Source organism: Chryseobacterium sp. UF-290 (assembly GCF_058245615.1).
Genome location: NZ_JBSICB010000011.1, coordinates 40,189 through 59,482 on the forward strand (window position 1 = coordinate 40,189; position 19,294 = coordinate 59,482).

The window sequence follows — 19,294 nt, forward strand, 5'->3', positions numbered from 1 at the left end:
ATTTTCGATTTTTGATTAGAATTTATATCCCAAACCTACCATAAATAAGTTAGGTCTGTTGTCATATCTGATCTCAGAACCGGAAACCCTGTTGATGAAGTTTCTTTCATCTTTACTGAAAGCTCCCTCATATCTTGCATTGACAATAAGCTTTTTAATTTCAAGCTGGGCCCCGAACTGGTAGCCTACTGTAAAATCATTTTTAGCATTTTCTTTAAAATCATTGTAAGTATTGTCTTTGCTTAAGTTAAAGCTTCCAACCGGACCTACAAAAACCCCCAGCATATTACCTAACAGATTATACCCCAAAAGAACCGGTACATCGATACGGTTACTTTTAACATCAAAAGTCGTATTTTCTGTAGTGAACTCATTTTTGAAGTGAGTATAATATACCTCCGGCATTAAAAATAATGAGGTAGGAAGCCCTACTTTCAGTGAAAGTCCTACATTGAAGCCTACGTTGTTCTTACCTGTTCCTTCAATAGCATCATTCACCGTTCCTTTGATATTGGACCATGAAGGTGAACCTGTAGGAAATATTAAATTGGCCTTACCTGCCAGTGAGATCTGAGCAGAAGCCCACATTGAAAACCCTATTAACGCTATACTAAGTACCTTTTTCATTATCGTCTATTTTTGTATTCTCGATCGTTTTATTATTCTCAAGTAAATATTCTCTCAGCTCTTTAAACAGCTCTGAAGAATAAACGAAATCAATCAGATTTTTATTGCCTGCTGTGATCAGAATGTCCTTGTTGCCCTCCCATTCTTTGATTCCCAGTCTCAGGTATACAATTTTCTCGCCAATGGTCATCACGGAATTCATATCGTGAGTGTTGATGATGGTCGTTGTATTATATTCTTTCGTGATCTCATAAAGAAGATCATCGATTACCTTTGATGTATAAGGGTCAAGCCCCGAGTTGGGCTCATCACAGAACAGATATTTGGGATTGTTGACAATAGCTCTCGCAATAGCAACCCTTTTCTGCATCCCCCCTGAGATTTCAGACGGATATTTTTTATCAGCTTTATCCAGGTGCACCCTGCCTATTACCTCGAAAACTCTTTTCTTTTTTTCTCTGTAAGTCAGGTTGGTAAACATGTCCAGTGGGAACATGATGTTTTCTTCTACCGTTAAAGAATCAAACAAAGCACTCCCCTGGAATACTGTTCCGATCTCTGAACGGAGCTGCTGCTTTTCATCACGGGTCATGGTATTGATATCTTTACCATCAAAAAGAATTTCCCCGGATGAGGGCATATAGACATTCAGCAGACTTTTAAGGAAAACTGTTTTCCCTGAGCCACTCTGTCCAATGATTAAGTTTACTTTTCCTTTATCAAATGACGTTGAAATTCCCTTAAGTACTTCAACATCCCCAAAACTTTTCTTAAGATCTTTTACCTCAATCATCAGCTTAATATTAATTGGGTTAAAATTAACTCGGAAATGATAATGAATACCATTGTCCATACCACCGCCTGCGTACTGGCTCTACCTACTTCCAAAGATCCGCCTTTTACAAAATATCCGAAGTAAGAAGGAACCGTCGCGATAATAAAGGCAAAAACTATGGTTTTGGTAAATGCATAATAAATAAATAAATTAGGCATATACATTTGAATTCCAACGATATAGTCATTGGTGGTCCAGTTTCCTGTTAAGATCCCGGCAATATAACCTCCGCTGATACCAAATACAATACTGATCGCAATAAGAAGAGGATTGAAAATCATACAGGCGATAATTTTGGGAAATATCAGAAAGTTGGGTGAGTTTACCCCCATAATATCCAACGCGTCGATTTGTTCGGAAACCCTCATTGTTCCGATACTGGAAGCGATATACGATCCTACCTTACCTGCTAAAATCAAACTGATGATGGTAGGGGCAAATTCCAGTACAAGGACCGCTTTCGTAGCATACCCTACAAATGAAGGTGGAATGGGAAATGAAGATGCGTCAAAGTTGTTGAACATCTGAATAGCAACTACAGCCCCCACAAATATCGAAGTGAAGACTACAAGCCCGAAAGAATTTACTCCCAAATCATTAATTTCTCTCATAAACAGCTTCCAGAAAACCTTCATTTTCTGAGGTTTCTGAAGGGATTTTCCTAAAAGGATAATATATTCCCCTACTGCTGTGAAAAACTTTTTTAACATACCGCTAAATTAGACTTTTTTATTGAATTAGGCTAGACCTGAGGGCAAGACTGAAACACAGACTCGTGTTAAAATTCTCTGAACCTCTCCCTTAGCCTGAATTTTATTTTGCGTTTTTATCTCCCCCGATAACCAATAGAACTGTTTTTAAAATAATGACCAGATCCAGTACAAAACTCCAGTTCCTTACATAAAAGGCATCGGCCAGAACCCGCTTTTTCATTTCTACTTCCACATCTCCGGAATCTCCTCTTAGGCCGTTTACCTGTGCCAGTCCGGTAATGCCCGGGCTTACCATGCTTCTTAAACTGTATCTTCCGATCTTGGGCTTATAATAATTATCAACAGCCAGCATATGAGGGCGCGGCCCCACTACGGACATCTCACCTTTCAATACGTTGATGAACTGTGGAAGCTCATCAAGGCTGGTCTTCCGCAGGAACTTACCTATTCTGGTTATTCTCGAGTCATTTTCCGAGGTGGTTTTGGTTGCCGATTCATCATTGACAATCATGGTCCTGAATTTAATACAATTAAATACTTCTTCATGAAAGCCATATCTTTTTTGCAGAAAGAAAACAGGCCCTTTAGAGGTTGTCCTGATTAAAAGAGCAATGATTGGGAATACCCACGAACATATAAAGACCAATACCAGAATGGAAAAAAACATATCAAACGTTCTTTTCATCAGAAAATTCGCATAATAATCTAACGGATATCTTGCCTGATTGAGAACGGGCTGGGTCTGGATATACCCAAGATCATAAAGGAAAAAATCACTTTGTGTGATACTCGGGATCAATGAAATATGAACCTTGTTATCCTCTGCCAGCTTGAATATTTGAGACTCTGTATTTTCGTCATAGGAATTTTCTGTGGAGAGAAACAGGGTATGAATCCCGTTTTTTTTCCAGAAACTGACCAATTCGGTTACTTTGACCTCAGAATTTTCGTATTCGAATATCCGGTATCCGTAATCTTTACGGTCTTTGAAAATGTTTTTCAGGATTTCGGTAGAATCATTATTGCCCAGGAACATTACATTTCTGTAGTTGATCCCCAGGGAGCGGAAATACTTTATGGCAAAATAAATCAGTGATTTTGCCAGAAAGATAAAAGCAAAAAGATAAAATGAAAGCCAGTAAATATCCGAATTAAAAAAAACATTCTTACTTACCTTTCCTATAAGCAGTACGCCCAGTATAAAAAACAGGAAATGGATTAAAAGGCGTTCAAGGAACAGGGTATAGGTGAGGTTCCTCGGGATATTGTATATTTTTGTCCTACCGCTCAGAAGCACCCAGAACAAAAACAGCAAGATCAGCGAAAAAATATTCTGATACCAGGTTTCCTTATGGTATTTTAACCCTTCGTTTCTGCTTATAAAAAAGAATATGAAGATAGATGCAATAACCATGAGGTCAAGCAAAATGATGATCGATTTCAGGTATCTGGAGTATCGAATTCTCTGCATCTATCGGTATTATAACGGAACGGCTAGCTAAGGTACATATTTTTACGGGATATTCAGATATTTATGGGTCTGAACTGAGGCCTGCCACTCCGGATGTTCCAGAATGAAGTCTGTAATCTTAGGATACATATCATTTCTTTTGCTCCATTCACTTTGAAGATAAAGTTTGCAGTTTTCAGAAACTTTTGCAGCCTGCTCCTGTGCAAATGTAAAATCATGGTGATTGAAAATGATCACTTTAAGCTCACTGGCTTTCTGGTAGATTTCCTCTTTGGGAAGTCCTGTTTTCTTGGGTGAAAGAGTGATCCAGTCCAGATGCCCGCTCATTGGATAGGCTCCTGAAGTTTCAATATGAACGGTGCATCCCAATTCTTTCAATCTGGATGTCAGGATGTCTAAGTTCCACATCAGAGGCTCTCCTCCTGTCAGAACAATTGTTTTGCAGTGTTTTGCAGCTGTTTCCGCAATTTCTGCAGCATTCATCAGCGGATGAAGCTCAGGGTTCCAGCTTTCTTTTACATCACACCAGTGGCATCCCACATCACAACCTCCCAATCTGATAAAATAAGCTGCTTTTCCTGTGTGGGCGCCTTCTCCCTGTAAAGTGTAAAAATGCTCCATTACAGGGAGCATTTTACCTTCTTTTAATAAAATATCTTCTTCTTTGTTCATTTTAAAATTAGTCGTTATAGACCGAAGTTTTGTAGGCAATGATGGTGTTTTTCATCAACATCGCTCTTGTCATTGGGCCTACTCCTCCAGGTACCGGTGTGATCCAGCTTGCCTTCTCAGCGCAGCTGTCAAAGTCTACGTCACCTGCAAGGTAATATCCTTTCGGGGAATCATCATCTACTCTTGTAATGCCCACGTCTATGATTACGGCACCTTGCTTGATCATATCTCCTTTTAAGAAGTGAGGATCTCCCAGAGCAGTAATAACGATGTCTGCCTTTTTAGTATATTCTTCTATGTCTTTTGTATAGGAATGTGTAAGAGTAACGGTAGAGTTTCCGGGGAAATCTTTTCTTCCCATAAGAATACTCATCGGTCTTCCTACAATTTTACTTCTTCCGATGATCACACAGTCTTTTCCTTTAGTTTCGATATTATATCTTTCCAATAATGTCAGGATCCCGAAAGGTGTTGCCGGTAGGAAAGTATCCATTTCCAATGCCATTCTTCCAAAATTCTCAGGGTGGAATCCGTCTACATCCTTTCTTGGGTCGATCGCATTGATGATTTTCTCCTGGTCGATCTGGTCAGGTAAGGGTAGCTGAACGATAAACCCGTCAACTGCTTTAGATTTATTGAGCTCATCGATCTTTTCCAATAATTCAGATTCCGAAACCGTATTTGGAAATTTGATCAAGCTGGATTGAAATCCTACTTCCTCACAGTCTTTGACTTTAGAGTTCACATAGGCTTTGCTTGCTCCGTTGTTTCCTACAAGAATTGCCACCAAATGTGGAGCTCTTCTCTTTCCTGCAAGAATTTTTTCCACTTCGGCCTTGATCTCCGCTTTTATTTCTTTGGATACTTTAAGTCCGTCAAGAATTTCTGCCATTTTTACTTTTACTTTATAGATTTATTTTTACTTTCTTTTTATTTCCTATTTAAACTCTTTGTAGTAATTGATCAATCCGTTGGTAGAGCTGTCATGAGTGTTGATCGCTTCATTGTTTTCAAGTTCCGGGAGGATCTTGTTGGCCAGTACTTTACCTAATTCCACCCCAAACTGATCGAAGCTGAAAATATTCCAGATGACACCCTGTACAAAAATCTTATGTTCATACATGGCGATTAGTTGCCCTAATGAAAAAGGAGTTAATTCTTTGAATAGTATAGAGTTAGTAGGTGTATTTCCATGGAAGATCTTGAAGTTGATCAGGCTGTCTATTTCTTCGTCAGATTTTCCTGCATTTCTCAATTCTTCTTCAACCTCTTCCTCCAGTTTCCCGAAAGCAAGAGCTTCAGTCTGGGCGAAGAAATTCGCTAGCAGTTTTTCCTGGTGGTCAGAAACTTCATTACAGCTTTTTACATAAGCAATGAAGTCCGCGGGGATAAGTTCCGTACCCTGATGGATCAGCTGATAGAATGCGTGCTGCCCGTTGGTCCCCGGCTCTCCCCAGATGATCGGACCTGTTTCATATTCTACAAATTCACCGTTTCTGTCTACACATTTTCCGTTGCTTTCCATATCTCCCTGTTGAAGGTATGCTGCAAATCTATCCAGATATTGAGAATAAGGTAAGATGGCATAGCTTGTTGCCGCATAAAAGTTACGGTACCAGATTCCCAGAAGTCCCATTAATACTGGAACGTTTTCAGAGAAATCGGCAGTCCGGAAATGTTGGTCGGTATCAAAAGCCCCTCTTAAAAGCTGCTCGAAATTTTCATATCCTACTGCCAGGACAATGCTTAGCCCGATCGCGCTCCAAAGTGAATATCTTCCACCTACCCAGTCCCAGAATTCAAAAATATTCTCTTCTGCAATTCCAAACTTTTTTACTTCCTGGATATTAGTGGATAAAGCTACAAAGTGTTTTTCCACATCTTCCTGTTTTCCGGCTTTCAGGAACCAGTCTTTCGCTGAGTTGGCATTCGTCATTGTCTCCTGTGTTGTAAATGTTTTGGAAGCAATGATGAATAACGTGGTTTCAGGATTTAAATTTTTAACCACTTCTGCGATATGATTTCCGTCCACGTTGGAAACAAAGTGAACATTTAATCTTGTTGTAAAATGCTTTAAAGCCGAGCAAACCATGACAGGTCCCAGGTCTGAACCTCCGATTCCGATATTGACAACATCAGTGATCTCTTTTCCGCTGAATCCCTTATGCGCTCCGGAAATGATTTTTTCAGAAAACGCTTTCATGTGTTCAAGGACCCTTTTGATCTGTGGCTTGATGTTTTCACCATCTACAAGGATCTCCCGGTCAGAAAAATCCCTCAATGCGGTATGCAGAACAGCTCTTCCTTCCGTTTCATTGATCTTGTCACCTGAGAACATTCTGGAAATGGCATCCTTTAGCTGACATTCTTCTGCCAGTTGCAATAAAAGCCCTTTCGTTCTGGAATCGATTAAATTTTTAGAATAATCAAAAAGATAGTTGTCCTTTTGTAGAGAAAACTCTTTAAAACGATTGGGATTATACTGGAAAAGACTTCTCAGATCAAAATCGTTTCCGGCAAAATGTTCGTCAAGGGCTTTCCAGCTGTTAGTTTGTATAGGATTTATTTTTGATAGCATATTTCAGGAATTTATAGGTTCAGAAAATCATATCTCGGATCAAAATATTTAAAAATCCATAATGATTTATTTCTGATCTGCAAATTTAAGGAAAAATAAAACCTCAATTAAATTTGGAGCGGATAAATAATAATTTTTTAAAAAACAATCCCATAAAACTCTAAAGATTTATTTTCATATATAATATATTGGAGGAGTTTATAGATTTATTGTAGCGCAAAAAAGCTGTCTCAATTTTGAGACAGCTTCCAGTAAAATCTAAAATTATGATGATAACCCATAGGTTAGGAGAGCTTTTTATTCCCGGATGTTGGATTGTTCAGATTTTGTGATCTTTCTTTTTCTTAAAAAATAGATAAGTCCGCCTGCAATTAATAGAAGTGGCCAGATATTAATAAGGACAACGATAATTCTCTGAATCAGATAGAATCCGTATACAAAACCATCCTTTGCATCATAGAGGAAATTGTATCTGTACTTGTTGTCGATGCTGCTGGTGTTGGTAATGGCAATTTCTGCAATACGCAGCTTAGGCTCTTTGATGTAAATATCAATGGTGCTGTACTTCAGATGATCGGATATATTCATATTGGCCAGCTTTTGAAGGTTTCCCTCAGCCATATTATCATCGTCCATTGTTACTTTGTCCTTATTGGCTTTTAGCCTGCTGATGCCTTCAGATGTTTTCTGATTTCTTTTCCCCTCCAGCTCCGAATATCTGATATTCGTGGTTACATCCTCAGCATTGATGGTTCTTGAATTGAGAAATAGCTTGTTATTATTGATCGCTGTTAAAAATTCCCCCAGGTTTTCGGTAGGAATACGTACCTGCATTGTGTTTTCTGTCTGATATTTCCTGACCAGCACAGCCTCTTCACTGGAAGTATTGTAAGTATCTTCAGAAACAACATTGCTGTGTAGATTACTGTTGGTCACAAACCCACCAAGTTCCTGTACTGACTTTTCAATAGAGACGGTCGCATTATATACATCTTTCACTTCCATATTGACATCTGCCGTTTTGATGAACTGTTTATCCTTTACTTTCATATCTGCAACAGATGAAATGCTGTCTGATACAATAGCTGTTGCTGAATTCGTAGTGGAATAGGCTTCAAGATCATTGGCGGAAACTTCACCTTTTTTACATGAATAGATACCTGATAAAATAACGGCTGACAGAGATAATTTAATGTAAGTGGTTTTCATAGCATTGATTTTTAATGTTTGCTTGAGTCAAAGTTCAGCCGGGATTCTTTGTAATGCTTGAAAATCAAAAGTAAAAAATTTGTAAACGGAATTTTCTGTATTAACTGGTTGATATTTAGTGTTTTGTAAAATAGGAGTAGTGCTTTCAGTTTGGGTTCGGAGTAATTTTTGCTTATCTTTTACAAACCAAACTACAATATACCATTATGTCAAATACATTATCCAAAATCAGAAACGTCATAGAATTATTCAGATCCATAGATTTTGATCAGCTAAGTTCCATATCAGCAAAAGTAGATTTGCCTAAGCTAATGCAGAATTTTTCTAAACTGGATGATAAACAACTGTCCGGCCTCATGAAAATGCTTGATCCGGAAAAGAAAAAGAAGGAACTTCCTCCCGTTGATGGCGACTTTTATGATATCTACCATACCCTTACCCCGGAACAACGGGAGATTCAGCTTCAGGTAAGAGCTTTTATGGAGAAAGAAGTAAAGCCTTTGGTTAATCATTACTGGCTCAGAGACGAATTTCCTTTTGAGCTGATTCCGAAATTTCAGAAATTGAATATCTGCGGGGTCACCTATGAGGGCTATGGCTGTCCGGGTATGCCTTTTCTGATGGAAGGTGTTATTGCTATGGAAATGGCAAGGATCGATGCTTCTATTGCTACATTCTTTGGGGTACAGTCAGGATTGGCGATGGGCTCTATTTATATCTGTGGCTCAGAAGAACAGAAACAGAAGTGGCTTCCCCAGATGCAGAAGTTTGAAAAAATAGGCGCTTTCGGGCTTACAGAACCTGAAGTAGGATCAGGAGCTGCAGGAGGCCTGACTGTAACCTGTAAAAAAACACCTGACGGTTGGATCCTTAATGGTCAGAAGAAATGGATCGGTAATGCGACTTTTGCAGATCTTGTGATCATCTGGGCAAGAGACTTGGACAGTGGAGAAGTAAAAGGATTTATTGTAGAAAAAGATAATCCGGGATACTCCGTAGAGAAAATCAAAGGGAAAATGGCGCTAAGGATTGTTCAGAATGGGCTGATCACCTTAAAAGACTGTATTGTGACTGAAGAGAACCGTTTACAGAATGCGAACTCATTTAAAGACACAGGAAAAGTGCTGAGAATGACAAGGGCGGGAGTTGCGTGGATGGCAACCGGCTGTGCAAGAGGAGCTTATGAAAGTGCATTGGAATATACCCGGAAAAGAGAACAGTTTGGGAGACCTATTGCTTCCTTTCAGATGATCCAGGGGCATCTGGTGGAAATGCTGTCTAATCTTACAGCGATGCAGACCATGGTTTTCAGATTATCAGAAATGCAGGATGAAGGGATTTTAAAAGATGAGCATGCTTCTTTGGCTAAAGTATTCTGTACATTGAGAACAAGAGACATTGTTTCAAGAGCGAGAGAAGTGATGGGAGGGAACGGTATTCTGCTGGAATATGATGTAGCACGTTTCGTGGCGGATGCTGAAGCTATCTATTCTTATGAAGGGACAAAAGAAATCAACTCGCTTATTGTAGGAAGGTCGATTACGGGGTTCAGCGCATTTGTGTAAATGTCAGAGGTTGTTGATAAAGGATTTTAGCGTTTAGTTTATAGCTTATCGCTTATCGTAGGGAAATTGATGGCAGAGTAATACATAACATTAGATTCCGGATGGAAATTACCATAACTGCAACCTGCTATCCAATCTCACATCAGCTAATCAAACTTTTATATTTATTCCTGTTGTCAATAATGATCCAGATATTGATGAGTACTAAAATGATCGATATAATAATCCCTGTTTTAGATGGATCTCTGTATACATTGTGTAAAAATATTCCGGCCATTACCGGTAGGATGATCATAAACCCCAAAGCTCTGGTTTTCGGGAAAATACAGAGAAGGCCTCCAATGATTTCAATAATGCCTACCAGTGGGATCAGCCAGCCTATTTCATCAAACGCGGCAGATATTCTGAGCTGCTCATCCGTCATTGTAGGGATGGGTGTGTATGGGAAAAATTTGTTCACCCCTGCGTTGATAAAAGTAAGAGCAAAGAAAAGACAGAGGATGAACTTGAAGGTTTTCATAATTCAATATTTTATATCAAATGTAATACAAAAGCAAAAAATGTTTATTGATTTTTCGTAAATAATGCATAGTCTATTGTTAATGTTGTGTTAATATTGAGGCTGGTGTAATTTATTTTTTATCTTTGATATACTAACTAAACTCATAATTATTATGTTGAAAAATCTTAGAAAATTAGATCGCTTAAATTTAAGAGAGATTCAGGGAGGTGTTGAAAAATGTGACATCGGCCCCATTGACTGTCCGTGTAAAATTCCACCTGGTCATCCTTGTGTAGGAGGCGGCGGAGGCGGTACACCAGAACCTGATAAGGGATATTGCCCGGATTCCCAGACTTATATTTATTGTACAGAAACCTGTCCGAATGGAATGAGCCCATACTGTGCTCTTCCATAATAAAATATAAAAAGACTGTCTTGAAAAAGGCAGTCTTTTTTTGTTCAAAGTTTTTAAGATTTAAAATTCAGGGATGTATTGATCAAAGGTTTGGAATCCCAATGAATATCCCATCATTTATCATTTATCGTCCATGATCAGTCCATTTCTTTCAAGGTTATATTCTTGGAGATCTTATAGCTTTTCTTCTTCTTGTTAGGCTTTTCTTCTTCGCCCAGCAATTTACCCCAAGGCCTTAAATCATCCACTCTTTCACAGATAATTTTGATGATGGCAATAGCCGGAATGCAAAGGAACATGCCTGCAATTCCCCAAAGATGTTCTCCCAAAAGAATTCCCAAAAAAGAAAACAGAGCATTGATCTTTACCTTTGAGCCTACTACGAATGGCAGGACAATATTTCCATCTATTGCATGAACGGCAATATATCCTAAGGCTACATACACGCATGTTGAAGGACTGGAAGTCGCAAATGCGATAAAGCACGAGATCAGAAGAGAAATAAAAATTCCCAGATAAGGAATTACATTTAATAATCCCGTCAATACGGCGAGAAGAATAGCGTATTTTACTCCTAAAACGGTCAGCACAATTGATGTAAGGACCGAAACAATAACGACCTGAAGGAAAAGTCCGAAAATATATTTCTTGGTCATGATGCGGATTTCAGTTACAACTTCCTGCACACTCGCCTTATGTCTTTCATTAAAAACAGTGACAATAAAACTATTCAAAAGTCTTCTGTAATTTAAAATAAAGATGAAAAACAAGGTAAAGAATATAATAAAGCCAAATCCGGTAGAGAAAATCCCGAAGGTGAAACCCAGGATCACTCCGGAAGAGGATAACAGCTTGTTCAATCCCTGATTGATATAATCTATCTGCTCATCAACTTTCACATTGAACGTTTGGGAAACCCAATGCTGAAGACTATTGAATACATCTGTAAACTGCTTTCTGAGGTGAGGGAGATCCTTACTGAAATCAGCTAATTGGGAACTGAAGAAATAGATCAGTCCGCTTAAGATCACAAGCATAATGAAAACCGAAGTCATTGTTGACATAGACCTCGGAAACTTGAGTTTTCTTTCCATGAAGGTTGCGGCCGGTAAAAACAGCATAGCCATAAGGAATGCAAGAAAAAAAGGAGCTAAAATACTTTGCCCTAGCGCCAGAAGGTAGCCAAGCCCGATGATGGAAACTACAACAAGTGTAAGCTTGACAAGAAAAGGAAGTCTGAGAAAATTCATAATTTAAAATCTGCAGTGTGAAATAAAAATAAGAAAACCCACCGAATTGAAAAACTTTTTATTCAACCAGTATGTATTTTCTTTCAGTCTATCAAATTTTATTCCATCCATGGTGAGAAGAAAGGTTTATAATATTAAAAACAGAAACACGTTCCGGTGATCAGAACGTGTTTCCTTATTGAGAAGTTAATATGTTAGGAATTAATTTATTTTTCAATGGCGATTTCAATGACTTCTTCCATTCTGCTGACGTAGTGTACCTTCAGATTTTTCAGATAATCTTTTTTGATCTCTTCTACGTCCTTTCTGTTTGCCTCACAAAGGATTACATCTTTGATCCCGGCTCTTGTTGCGGCAAGAAGCTTTTCTTTGATCCCTCCTACAGGAAGTACTTTTCCTCTTAACGTAATTTCGCCGGTCATCGCAAGATGAGGTTTTACTTTTTTATTTTTAAAAGAAGAAACCATTGAAGTAAGCATTGCGATACCTGCAGATGGGCCGTCTTTAGGCGTTGCTCCCTCAGGAACATGGACGTGAATGTTTTTCTTATCCATTTCTTCCTGTGGAATTCCCAGCTCATCATGCTTTGCCTTAATGTATTCCAGGGCGATAGTTGCTGATTCTTTCATTACGGTTCCCAGGTTTCCGGTCATCGTCAGAGCCCCTTTTCCATTGCTTAAAATACTTTCAATATAAAGGATATCTCCACCCACGCTTGTCCACGCAAGACCTGTTACCACACCGGTAACCCCTGTGATCTCGGATAAGCTTTTCGGTCTTGGAACGCCAAGGATCTCGTCTATTTTTTCAACTGATATTTTAGGATCATACTCCTTTACCAAAGCAGTCTGAAGCGCTACCCATCTTGCAATGGAAGCAATTCTTTTTTCCAGTGTCCTTACTCCGCTTTCAGAAGTATGAGCTTCTATGATATGTTTAAGTTCGGTATTTCCAAGCTTGAATGATTTGGAATCCAGTCCGTTTTCTTCCTGCTGCTTCCTGATTAAGTGTCTTTTCGCAATCTCAATTTTTTCCTCTAAGGTATAACCTGCGATCTGAATGATCTCCGTTCTGTCCAGAAGAGGGGTTTGTATCGTTGAAAGCGAGTTGGCAGTTGCAATGAACATGACCTTAGACAAATCATAACCCATTTCAAGGAAGTTGTCATAAAAAGATTTATTCTGTTCAGGGTCAAGTACCTCAAGCAATGCTGAGCTTGGATCTCCATGCAGTCCCTGGCCGATTTTATCAATCTCATCAAGAACTATTACCGGATTGGATGTTCCGGACTTTTTGATGGACTGGAGAATTCTTCCGGCCATTGCGCCAATGTATGTTTTTCTGTGTCCGCGGATCTCGCTCTCATCATGAAGGCCACCCAGTGATAACCTTACATACTTTCTTCCAAGAGCATCAGCGATTGATTTTCCTAAAGAGGTTTTTCCTACTCCCGGAGGTCCTACCAGCAATAAGATCGGAGACTTCATGTTGTTTTTTAATTTTAAAACAGCCATGTGCTCCAAAATTCTTTTTTTAATATCTTCAAGTCCGAAATGTGCCTTATCTAAAATCTTTTCGGCTTTTGCGATATCAAAAGTATCTTTGGTATAAGTTTCCCATGGAAGATCTGTAAAGAAATCCAGATAATTTCTCTGAACATTGTAGTCAGGAGAATTGGGATTCTGACGCTGTAGTCTGTTGATCTCCTTGTGGAAATGCTCCTCTACCTCCTGGTTCCATTTCTTAGCCTTGGCTTTATTGATAAGATCTTCCACGTCACTTTCAGGACCGCCGCCCAGTTCTTCCTGGATGGTTCTGATCTGCTGGTTCAGGAAATACTCTCTCTGCTGCTTATCAAGATCTTTTGAGGTCTTCTGGTGGATCTGGTTTCTTAATTCAAGCTTTTTGAAATCTTCATGCATCATTTCATAGCACTTATTGGCTCTTTCCATAAGGCTTTTTTCCTCAAGGAGCTTTTGCTTTGCTACGGATGAGAAATTGGCATTGGTGCAGATGAAATTCAGAAGATCATCATTGTTGTTGATATTCTTGATCGCAAAATTGGCTGCGTTAGGTATGTTAGGATCCAGTTCAATGATCTTTAGCGCAAGATCTTTGATATTTGCCAGCAAGGCTTCATATTCTTCCTGGTTTTTAGGTCTGTTATCTTTTAATTTTGATATTTCCGCTCTGAAGTAAGGCCTGTTTTCAATGATCTTTTTAATCTTGAATCTATGGAAGCCTTTGGTGATCGCTGTAATGTTTCCTTCCGGCAGCTTAATGATCTTGATGATCTTAGCTAATGTTCCTGTAGTGTAAATATCTTTTTCCGCAGGCTGTTCCAGATCTGAATTTTTCTGGCTTACAATTCCAATGAAATCTCCGTTCTTTTGAGCTTCCTCAAGAAGCTGTATTGAGGTTTTTCTCCCGGCTGTAATAGGAATTACCACGTTAGGGAACATTACCATATTACGTACGGGAAGTATTGGGAATATTTTTTGTTCGGAATTTTTATCAGTTTCCGAGAAGTCCGAAAGATTGATTTCTTCAGCTACGATGTCAAATCCGTCACTGATCATTTCTTCTAAACTCATATCTTCAAATTCTGTCATAGTCAATCGAATGACAAATTGTCATTTTCGTTTTTAATCGTTAAGGTGATTTTTTATAATCTGCCCTGAAAACGGGTGGCATATTATAATGTTTTTAAAAAGCACAATACTTATGCCATTTGTTTTTTGCTAAAAAATACGGTCAAAATTTCCTTTTTTAAATAATATTTGGATTAAAAATCAAAATAAGGAACTTCTGTTTCTGTAATTTCTTAAAAATGTGTATTTTCGCAAACTGATAAAAAACTATAATTTATAAAATGGCAATTTTAGGACAGATTAGGAGTAAGCCTTGGCTTTTAATGGGAGTAATAGCCTTAGCGCTTTTAGCGTTTCTGGTAAACCCCGATAGTATCGACAAGGTTTTTGGAAAAAATCCTGACGTTTTAGGAAAAGTAAATGGTGAGAAAATCACCCGCGAAGAGTTCAATGATCAGCTTTTCGTGTTGCAGCAGCAGGCAGAGCAGCAAGGTCGTCCGAAAAACGGTCTTGAGGAGCAGGCCTGGCAGTTACTTGTACAATCTAAACTTATCAAACAGCAGTTCGAGAAATTGGGCTTTGAAATGACTGATGATTATTTCTGGAATCAGATCCAGTATGATCAGATGTTTGCTCAGAATCAGCAGTTCTTTGATGAGAAAGGTAATTTTAAAACTCAAGAGCTTAAAAAAGAAATTGAAACCTTACAGAACACCAATCCTCAGGGGTTTGCCCAGTGGCTGAAGACAAGAAAGACGATTGAGTACAGACTGATGGCAAGACAGGTGTTTACCAATATTTCAGCAGGAATTACTACAGGTAAAAAAGAAGCTGAAGAATTGATGAAGCAAAGGGATCAGCTTGCAGATATCGACTTTGTGAAAGTAGACTATGCGGCTTATCTTCAGAAAACGAAGATCAATGTTACGACAGAAGATCTTGCGAACTATATCAAGCAGCACCCTGTAATGTTCAAAGCTGAGCCTAGCAGAAATCTTGGGATTGTATATTTCCCATCCAAGCCTAGCGCAGCAGATGATGCCGCAACATTGAAAGAAATTACGAAACTATACTCGGGAGGTACAGATGCAAGCGGAGGAGCCGAAAACTTCCAGAATACGAAAAACGATTCTATGTTTGTAATGGCAAATTCTGATATGCCGTTCAATCCTCAGTATGTGACACCTTCTCAATTGCCGGCAACAATACAAGGTCAGATTGCTACTGCAGCGGTAGGACAAGCTTTTGGCCCATACAAGGAACAGGATTTCTATGTAGTTTCAAAACTTGTAGGGAAGAAGACTTCAGACTCTACATTGTCAAGACATATCCTTATTGCTTTCAAGGGAAGCCCTGCGGGAGAAGGAGTGACAAGATCTAAAGAGCAGGCTAAGAAATTGGCAGACTCTATCGGAGCAATTGTGAAGGCAGCCCCTGCTAAATTCACAGAGTTCCTTAAGCTTTCTAATGATCCGAACTCAGCAGCACAAGGAGGGAGCTTAGGCTGGACAACTCCGGAGACGCCATTCGTTCCGGAATTCCTTCACTATCTTGCTAACAATCCTAAAGGAGCTACCGGAGTAGTAGAAACTCAGTTCGGTTACCATATCATCAATATTGAAGATAAAAAATCGGGATCGATGGGGTATAAAGTTGCTAACTTGGTGAAAGCAATTAAACCTTCAGATGCTACCGAGGCTGAAACTGACAAAAAATCAAGAAAATTCATTCAGCAGGTTCAGGGGAAATCTTTCAACGATTTCGTGAATATTGCTAAGAAAGATAACTATCAGTTTACCAATCCTAAGGCGGCGAAAAGATTTGAAGGTCAGCTTCAGGGGTTAGGTACTGAAAAAGACGCAGAGATCCTGACATGGGCTTTTGACAAGAAAAGATCTAAAGGAGATACTGAACTTTTCACAGTAGAAGGAACAGGTGATAAAATTGTTGTTTATCTTAACGGAAAACAGGAGGCAGGTCTTGCTGATCCTGAATCTGTAAGAGATCAGATCGAAGTGATCGTTAAAAATAAATTGGCAGCAAAACAGATCTCTGATAAAATTGCAGCAGCAAAAGCTTCAAACTTAGATCAGATCGCTAAATTATTTGCAACTTCAAAAGAATCAGCTCAGGTGAACCTGTTGAATCCTTCAGTAGCAGGAGCTATGGAACCTAAAGTTGCCGGAGCAGCATTTGGTGTTGCAAAAGGTAAGCTTTCCAACCCGGTTGAAGGAGGAACAGGAGTTTATGTTCTGATCAAAAAATCAGAGACTGTAAACAAACAGCCTGGAGACCTTAAGCAGTTTACTGAGTCTATTACTCAAAGAAATGCGGGAATGTTCGGACAGGCCTGGATGAAGAGCCTTCAGGATAATGCGGATATCAAGGATTACAGAATTGAAATCTGGAGCAAAATCGGAAATCAGCAACAATAAGAAATCCATTTTACAGATATAAAAAAGCGACAAAATTTTTTGTCGCTTTTTTTTGTATTTAACGCAGAACAATAAAGGAAAAGATTAATTTAAAATGTATTATATTTGCTTATTAGAAAAAAATTAGCAAGTGAAGTTCAGTAAAGAATTAAAAGCTGGTGTGATCGCACTTTTAGCTATAGTAGGCTTTGTGATATTGTTTCAGTTCATGAAAGGGAAAAGCCTTTTTACTACCGACAATATATTTTATGCGAAATACGACAATGTAGAGGGCCTTGCGCAGTCTTCAGCGGTTTCTATCAACGGTCTTAAAGTAGGACAGGTGGATAAGATCATTCCTCAGAAGTCAAAAGACGGTAAAATTAATTTTGTCGTAAAAATTACGATCGATAACAAATTCGAATTTTCAAAAAATTCATCCCTGGAAATCTTTGAACCTGGATTGATGTCCGGAAAAGAAATGAGAGTGAACCTTGTCTACGGGGGCCCGACTGCAAAAGACGGTGACACCCTGAAAGGAGCTTTCAAACTGGGAATGATGGGAAGCCTTTCTTCACAGGTAGGTCCGGTAAAAGATCAGTTACAGGTTGTTTTGCATAGAGTGGACTCTTTAATGGCTAACGCTAATATGCTTGTGGATTCACAAAACAGAGCTGAGATCAAAGCATTGCTATCCAACCTTAATAAGACCGTAGGAGCATTACAGACCACCGCGGGAAATGTAAACAACCTTGTGGGGCATAATGACCCTAAACTGCAGAAAGTATTGGATGATGCAAGTCTTACCATGCAAAGCGGGAAGGTGACATTGGATAAATACGGTAATCTGGCAGAAAGTATCGATACGAAAAAACTTAATGCAACTATTGCAAGTTTAGATGCTACCGTAGGTAGGCTTAATCAGGTAATTGGCGGAATAGATAACGGGCAGGGAAGCTTAGGTAAACTGATGAAGGATGAGCAGCTTTACAACAATCTGAATTCAGCTTCTTCTAACCTGAATTCATTGATCGAAGATATGAAAGCGAATCCTAAGAGATATATTAATTTCTCTGTTTTTGGTAAAAACAATAAAGACTAATATGCCTTATGCAGTACATCGATAATATTATTTTCCTGATTTTATTAGTGGCAGGATTTGGATTATTTGCCAAAAGCCTGCAGAAGATATACCGAAATATCAGGCTGGGACATGAGATTAATAGAACCGACAGAAAATCTGAGCGCTGGAGTACCATGGCCAGAGTGGCTATGGGGCAGAGCAAGATGGTAAAACGTCCTGTTGCAGGGGTACTGCATCTTTTTGTATATGTAGGTTTTGTCATTATCAATATTGAGCTTATAGAAATTGTTGTTGATGGACTGTTCGGTACCCACCGTTTTCTGGCTTCAGTTTTTGGAGACAGCTTTTACAGTTTCTTTACAGCAACATTGGAGATATTGGCACTGCTTGTAGTGATCGGAGTTGTTGTATTCTTCATCAGAAGGAACTTTTATGGCGTTAAACGATTGACCATGAAAGAACTTTTCGGATGGCCGAAACATGATGCCAATTGGATACTGATCATAGAGTTTGCCCTGATGATGGCTTTCTTTAAGATGAATGCTGCTGACTGGGTTTTACAACAGAGAGGCCTTCTTCATGAGCATGGAAGTTTTCCTGTCAGTTCAACTGTGTTAGGTCCTCTTTTCAGCGGTTTCAGTGACGGATTTTTACACTTTACCGAAAAGGGAGCATGGTGGTTCCACTTTGTAGGAATCCTTTTCTTCATGAACTATCTTTATTATTCCAAGCACTTACATATTATCCTTGCATTTCCAAGCACATGGTATGCGAACCTTGATAAAAAAGGAAAATTCAACAACCTTGATTCCGTGACGAAAGAGATCAAGCTGATGATGGATCCGAACGCAGATCCTTATGCCGCTCCGGCTGAAGGGGCTGAAGCTGATGTTCCGTCTAAATTTGGAGCGGAAGACATTTTCGATTTGAACCAGGTGCAGCTTTTGAATGCCTATTCCTGTACGGAATGCGGACGTTGTACTTCCGTTTGTCCTGCTAATATTACCGGCAAGAAACTTTCTCCAAGACTTATTCTGATGAAGACAAGGGACAGACTGGAAGAAGTAGGGAAAAACATTGATAAGAACGGGAAATTTGTAGATGACGGCAAGAAGCTGCTGAATGATTATATCACAAAAGAAGAACTTTGGGCATGTACAACGTGTAATGCATGTACAGAAGCCTGTCCGGTATTGCTTGACCCGCTTTCCATTATTTTTGAAATGAGAAGATTCCTGGTGATGGAACAGTCTGCTGCCCCACAGGAACTTAATCTGATGATGACCAACGTGGAAAATAATGCTGCTCCTTGGCAGTATAATCAGGCAGACCGTCTGAACTGGGCAACGGAAAACTAGATAATTAATC

16 protein-coding genes are annotated in these 19,294 nt (G+C 39.1%); 5 read left to right on the forward strand and 11 right to left on the reverse strand.

From position 1 onward, the window contains the following. Positions 1-15: 15 nt before the first annotated feature. The 8 genes from AC4IF5_RS13735 to AC4IF5_RS13770 all read right to left on the reverse strand — a co-directional run bounded on the left by AC4IF5_RS13735 (position 16) and on the right by AC4IF5_RS13770 (position 8,105). Positions 16-627, reverse strand: coding sequence for an outer membrane beta-barrel protein (locus tag AC4IF5_RS13735; RefSeq protein WP_490735408.1), 612 nt, complete (start codon positions 625-627; stop codon positions 16-18). Next, complete coding sequence (locus tag AC4IF5_RS13740) at positions 611-1,420, reverse strand: ABC transporter ATP-binding protein (protein WP_490735409.1); 810 nt, start codon at positions 1,418-1,420, stop codon at positions 611-613. Before AC4IF5_RS13740 ends, AC4IF5_RS13735 begins: the two co-directional genes overlap by 17 nt. Beyond that, complete coding sequence (locus AC4IF5_RS13745; protein WP_490735412.1) at positions 1,420-2,172, reverse strand: MlaE family ABC transporter permease; 753 nt, start codon at positions 2,170-2,172, stop codon at positions 1,420-1,422. The genes AC4IF5_RS13740 and AC4IF5_RS13745 overlap by 1 nt, the downstream gene beginning before the upstream one ends. 103 nt (positions 2,173-2,275) lie before the next feature. Next, complete coding sequence (locus tag AC4IF5_RS13750; RefSeq protein ID WP_490735414.1) at positions 2,276-3,646, reverse strand: exopolysaccharide biosynthesis polyprenyl glycosylphosphotransferase; 1,371 nt, start codon at positions 3,644-3,646, stop codon at positions 2,276-2,278. Positions 3,647-3,688: 42 nt separating this feature from the next. After that, positions 3,689-4,318, reverse strand: coding sequence for a 7-carboxy-7-deazaguanine synthase QueE (locus tag AC4IF5_RS13755; protein ID WP_490735416.1), 630 nt, complete (start codon positions 4,316-4,318; stop codon positions 3,689-3,691). Positions 4,319-4,325: 7 nt separating this feature from the next. Then, a complete protein-coding gene (locus AC4IF5_RS13760; RefSeq protein WP_490735418.1) occupies positions 4,326-5,210 on the reverse strand; it encodes a bifunctional 5,10-methylenetetrahydrofolate dehydrogenase/5,10-methenyltetrahydrofolate cyclohydrolase in 885 nt (294 codons plus the stop codon). A gap of 45 nt (positions 5,211-5,255) precedes the next feature. Beyond that, on the reverse strand, positions 5,256-6,896 hold the full coding sequence (gene pgi, locus AC4IF5_RS13765) for a glucose-6-phosphate isomerase (RefSeq protein WP_490735419.1): 1,641 nt from the start codon (positions 6,894-6,896) through the stop codon (positions 5,256-5,258). A 297-nt stretch (positions 6,897-7,193) separates the two neighbouring features. Continuing rightward, positions 7,194-8,105 carry a DUF4349 domain-containing protein gene (locus AC4IF5_RS13770; RefSeq protein ID WP_490735421.1) on the reverse strand — a complete coding sequence of 304 codons (912 nt, stop codon included), beginning with the start codon at positions 8,103-8,105 and terminating at the stop codon, positions 7,194-7,196. Between the two features lie 206 nt (positions 8,106-8,311). Between AC4IF5_RS13770 and AC4IF5_RS13775 the strand changes: the two genes are divergently transcribed. Then, positions 8,312-9,670: an acyl-CoA dehydrogenase family protein gene (locus tag AC4IF5_RS13775; protein ID WP_490735423.1), complete on the forward strand. Its 1,359-nt coding sequence runs from the start codon at positions 8,312-8,314 to the stop codon at positions 9,668-9,670. Positions 9,671-9,812: 142 nt separating this feature from the next. On the opposite strand, the gene AC4IF5_RS13780 is transcribed toward AC4IF5_RS13775, so the two are convergent. Continuing rightward, positions 9,813-10,190 (reverse strand): MauE/DoxX family redox-associated membrane protein, encoded by a 378-nt coding sequence (locus AC4IF5_RS13780; RefSeq protein ID WP_490735425.1) that lies wholly within the window; start codon positions 10,188-10,190, stop codon positions 9,813-9,815. Positions 10,191-10,344: 154 nt separating this feature from the next. Here AC4IF5_RS13780 and AC4IF5_RS13785 point away from each other — a divergent pair, with 154 nt between their 5' ends. Next, positions 10,345-10,587, forward strand: coding sequence for a hypothetical protein (locus tag AC4IF5_RS13785; protein WP_490735427.1), 243 nt, complete (start codon positions 10,345-10,347; stop codon positions 10,585-10,587). A gap of 137 nt (positions 10,588-10,724) precedes the next feature. Here the strand turns inward: AC4IF5_RS13785 and AC4IF5_RS13790 are convergent, their stop codons facing one another. Next, entirely contained in the window at positions 10,725-11,837 is a 1,113-nt protein-coding gene (locus AC4IF5_RS13790) for an AI-2E family transporter (RefSeq protein WP_490735429.1), read from the reverse strand. A 206-nt stretch (positions 11,838-12,043) separates the two neighbouring features. Beyond that, the gene (gene lon, locus AC4IF5_RS13795; RefSeq protein ID WP_490735431.1) at positions 12,044-14,431 is read right to left on the reverse strand and encodes an endopeptidase La; all 2,388 of its coding nucleotides are present in this window, start codon (positions 14,429-14,431) and stop codon (positions 12,044-12,046) included. 278 nt (positions 14,432-14,709) lie between these two features. Between lon and AC4IF5_RS13800 the strand changes: the two genes are divergently transcribed. From AC4IF5_RS13800 to AC4IF5_RS13810, 3 genes are all read left to right on the forward strand, one after another. After that, a complete protein-coding gene (locus AC4IF5_RS13800) occupies positions 14,710-16,863 on the forward strand; it encodes a peptidylprolyl isomerase (protein ID WP_490735433.1) in 2,154 nt (717 codons plus the stop codon). Between the two features lie 130 nt (positions 16,864-16,993). Beyond that, entirely contained in the window at positions 16,994-17,944 is a 951-nt protein-coding gene (locus AC4IF5_RS13805; RefSeq protein ID WP_490735435.1) for an MlaD family protein, read from the forward strand. An 8-nt stretch (positions 17,945-17,952) separates the two neighbouring features. Beyond that, entirely contained in the window at positions 17,953-19,284 is a 1,332-nt protein-coding gene (locus AC4IF5_RS13810) for a 4Fe-4S dicluster domain-containing protein (protein ID WP_490735437.1), read from the forward strand. Positions 19,285-19,294: the final 10 nt, after the last annotated feature.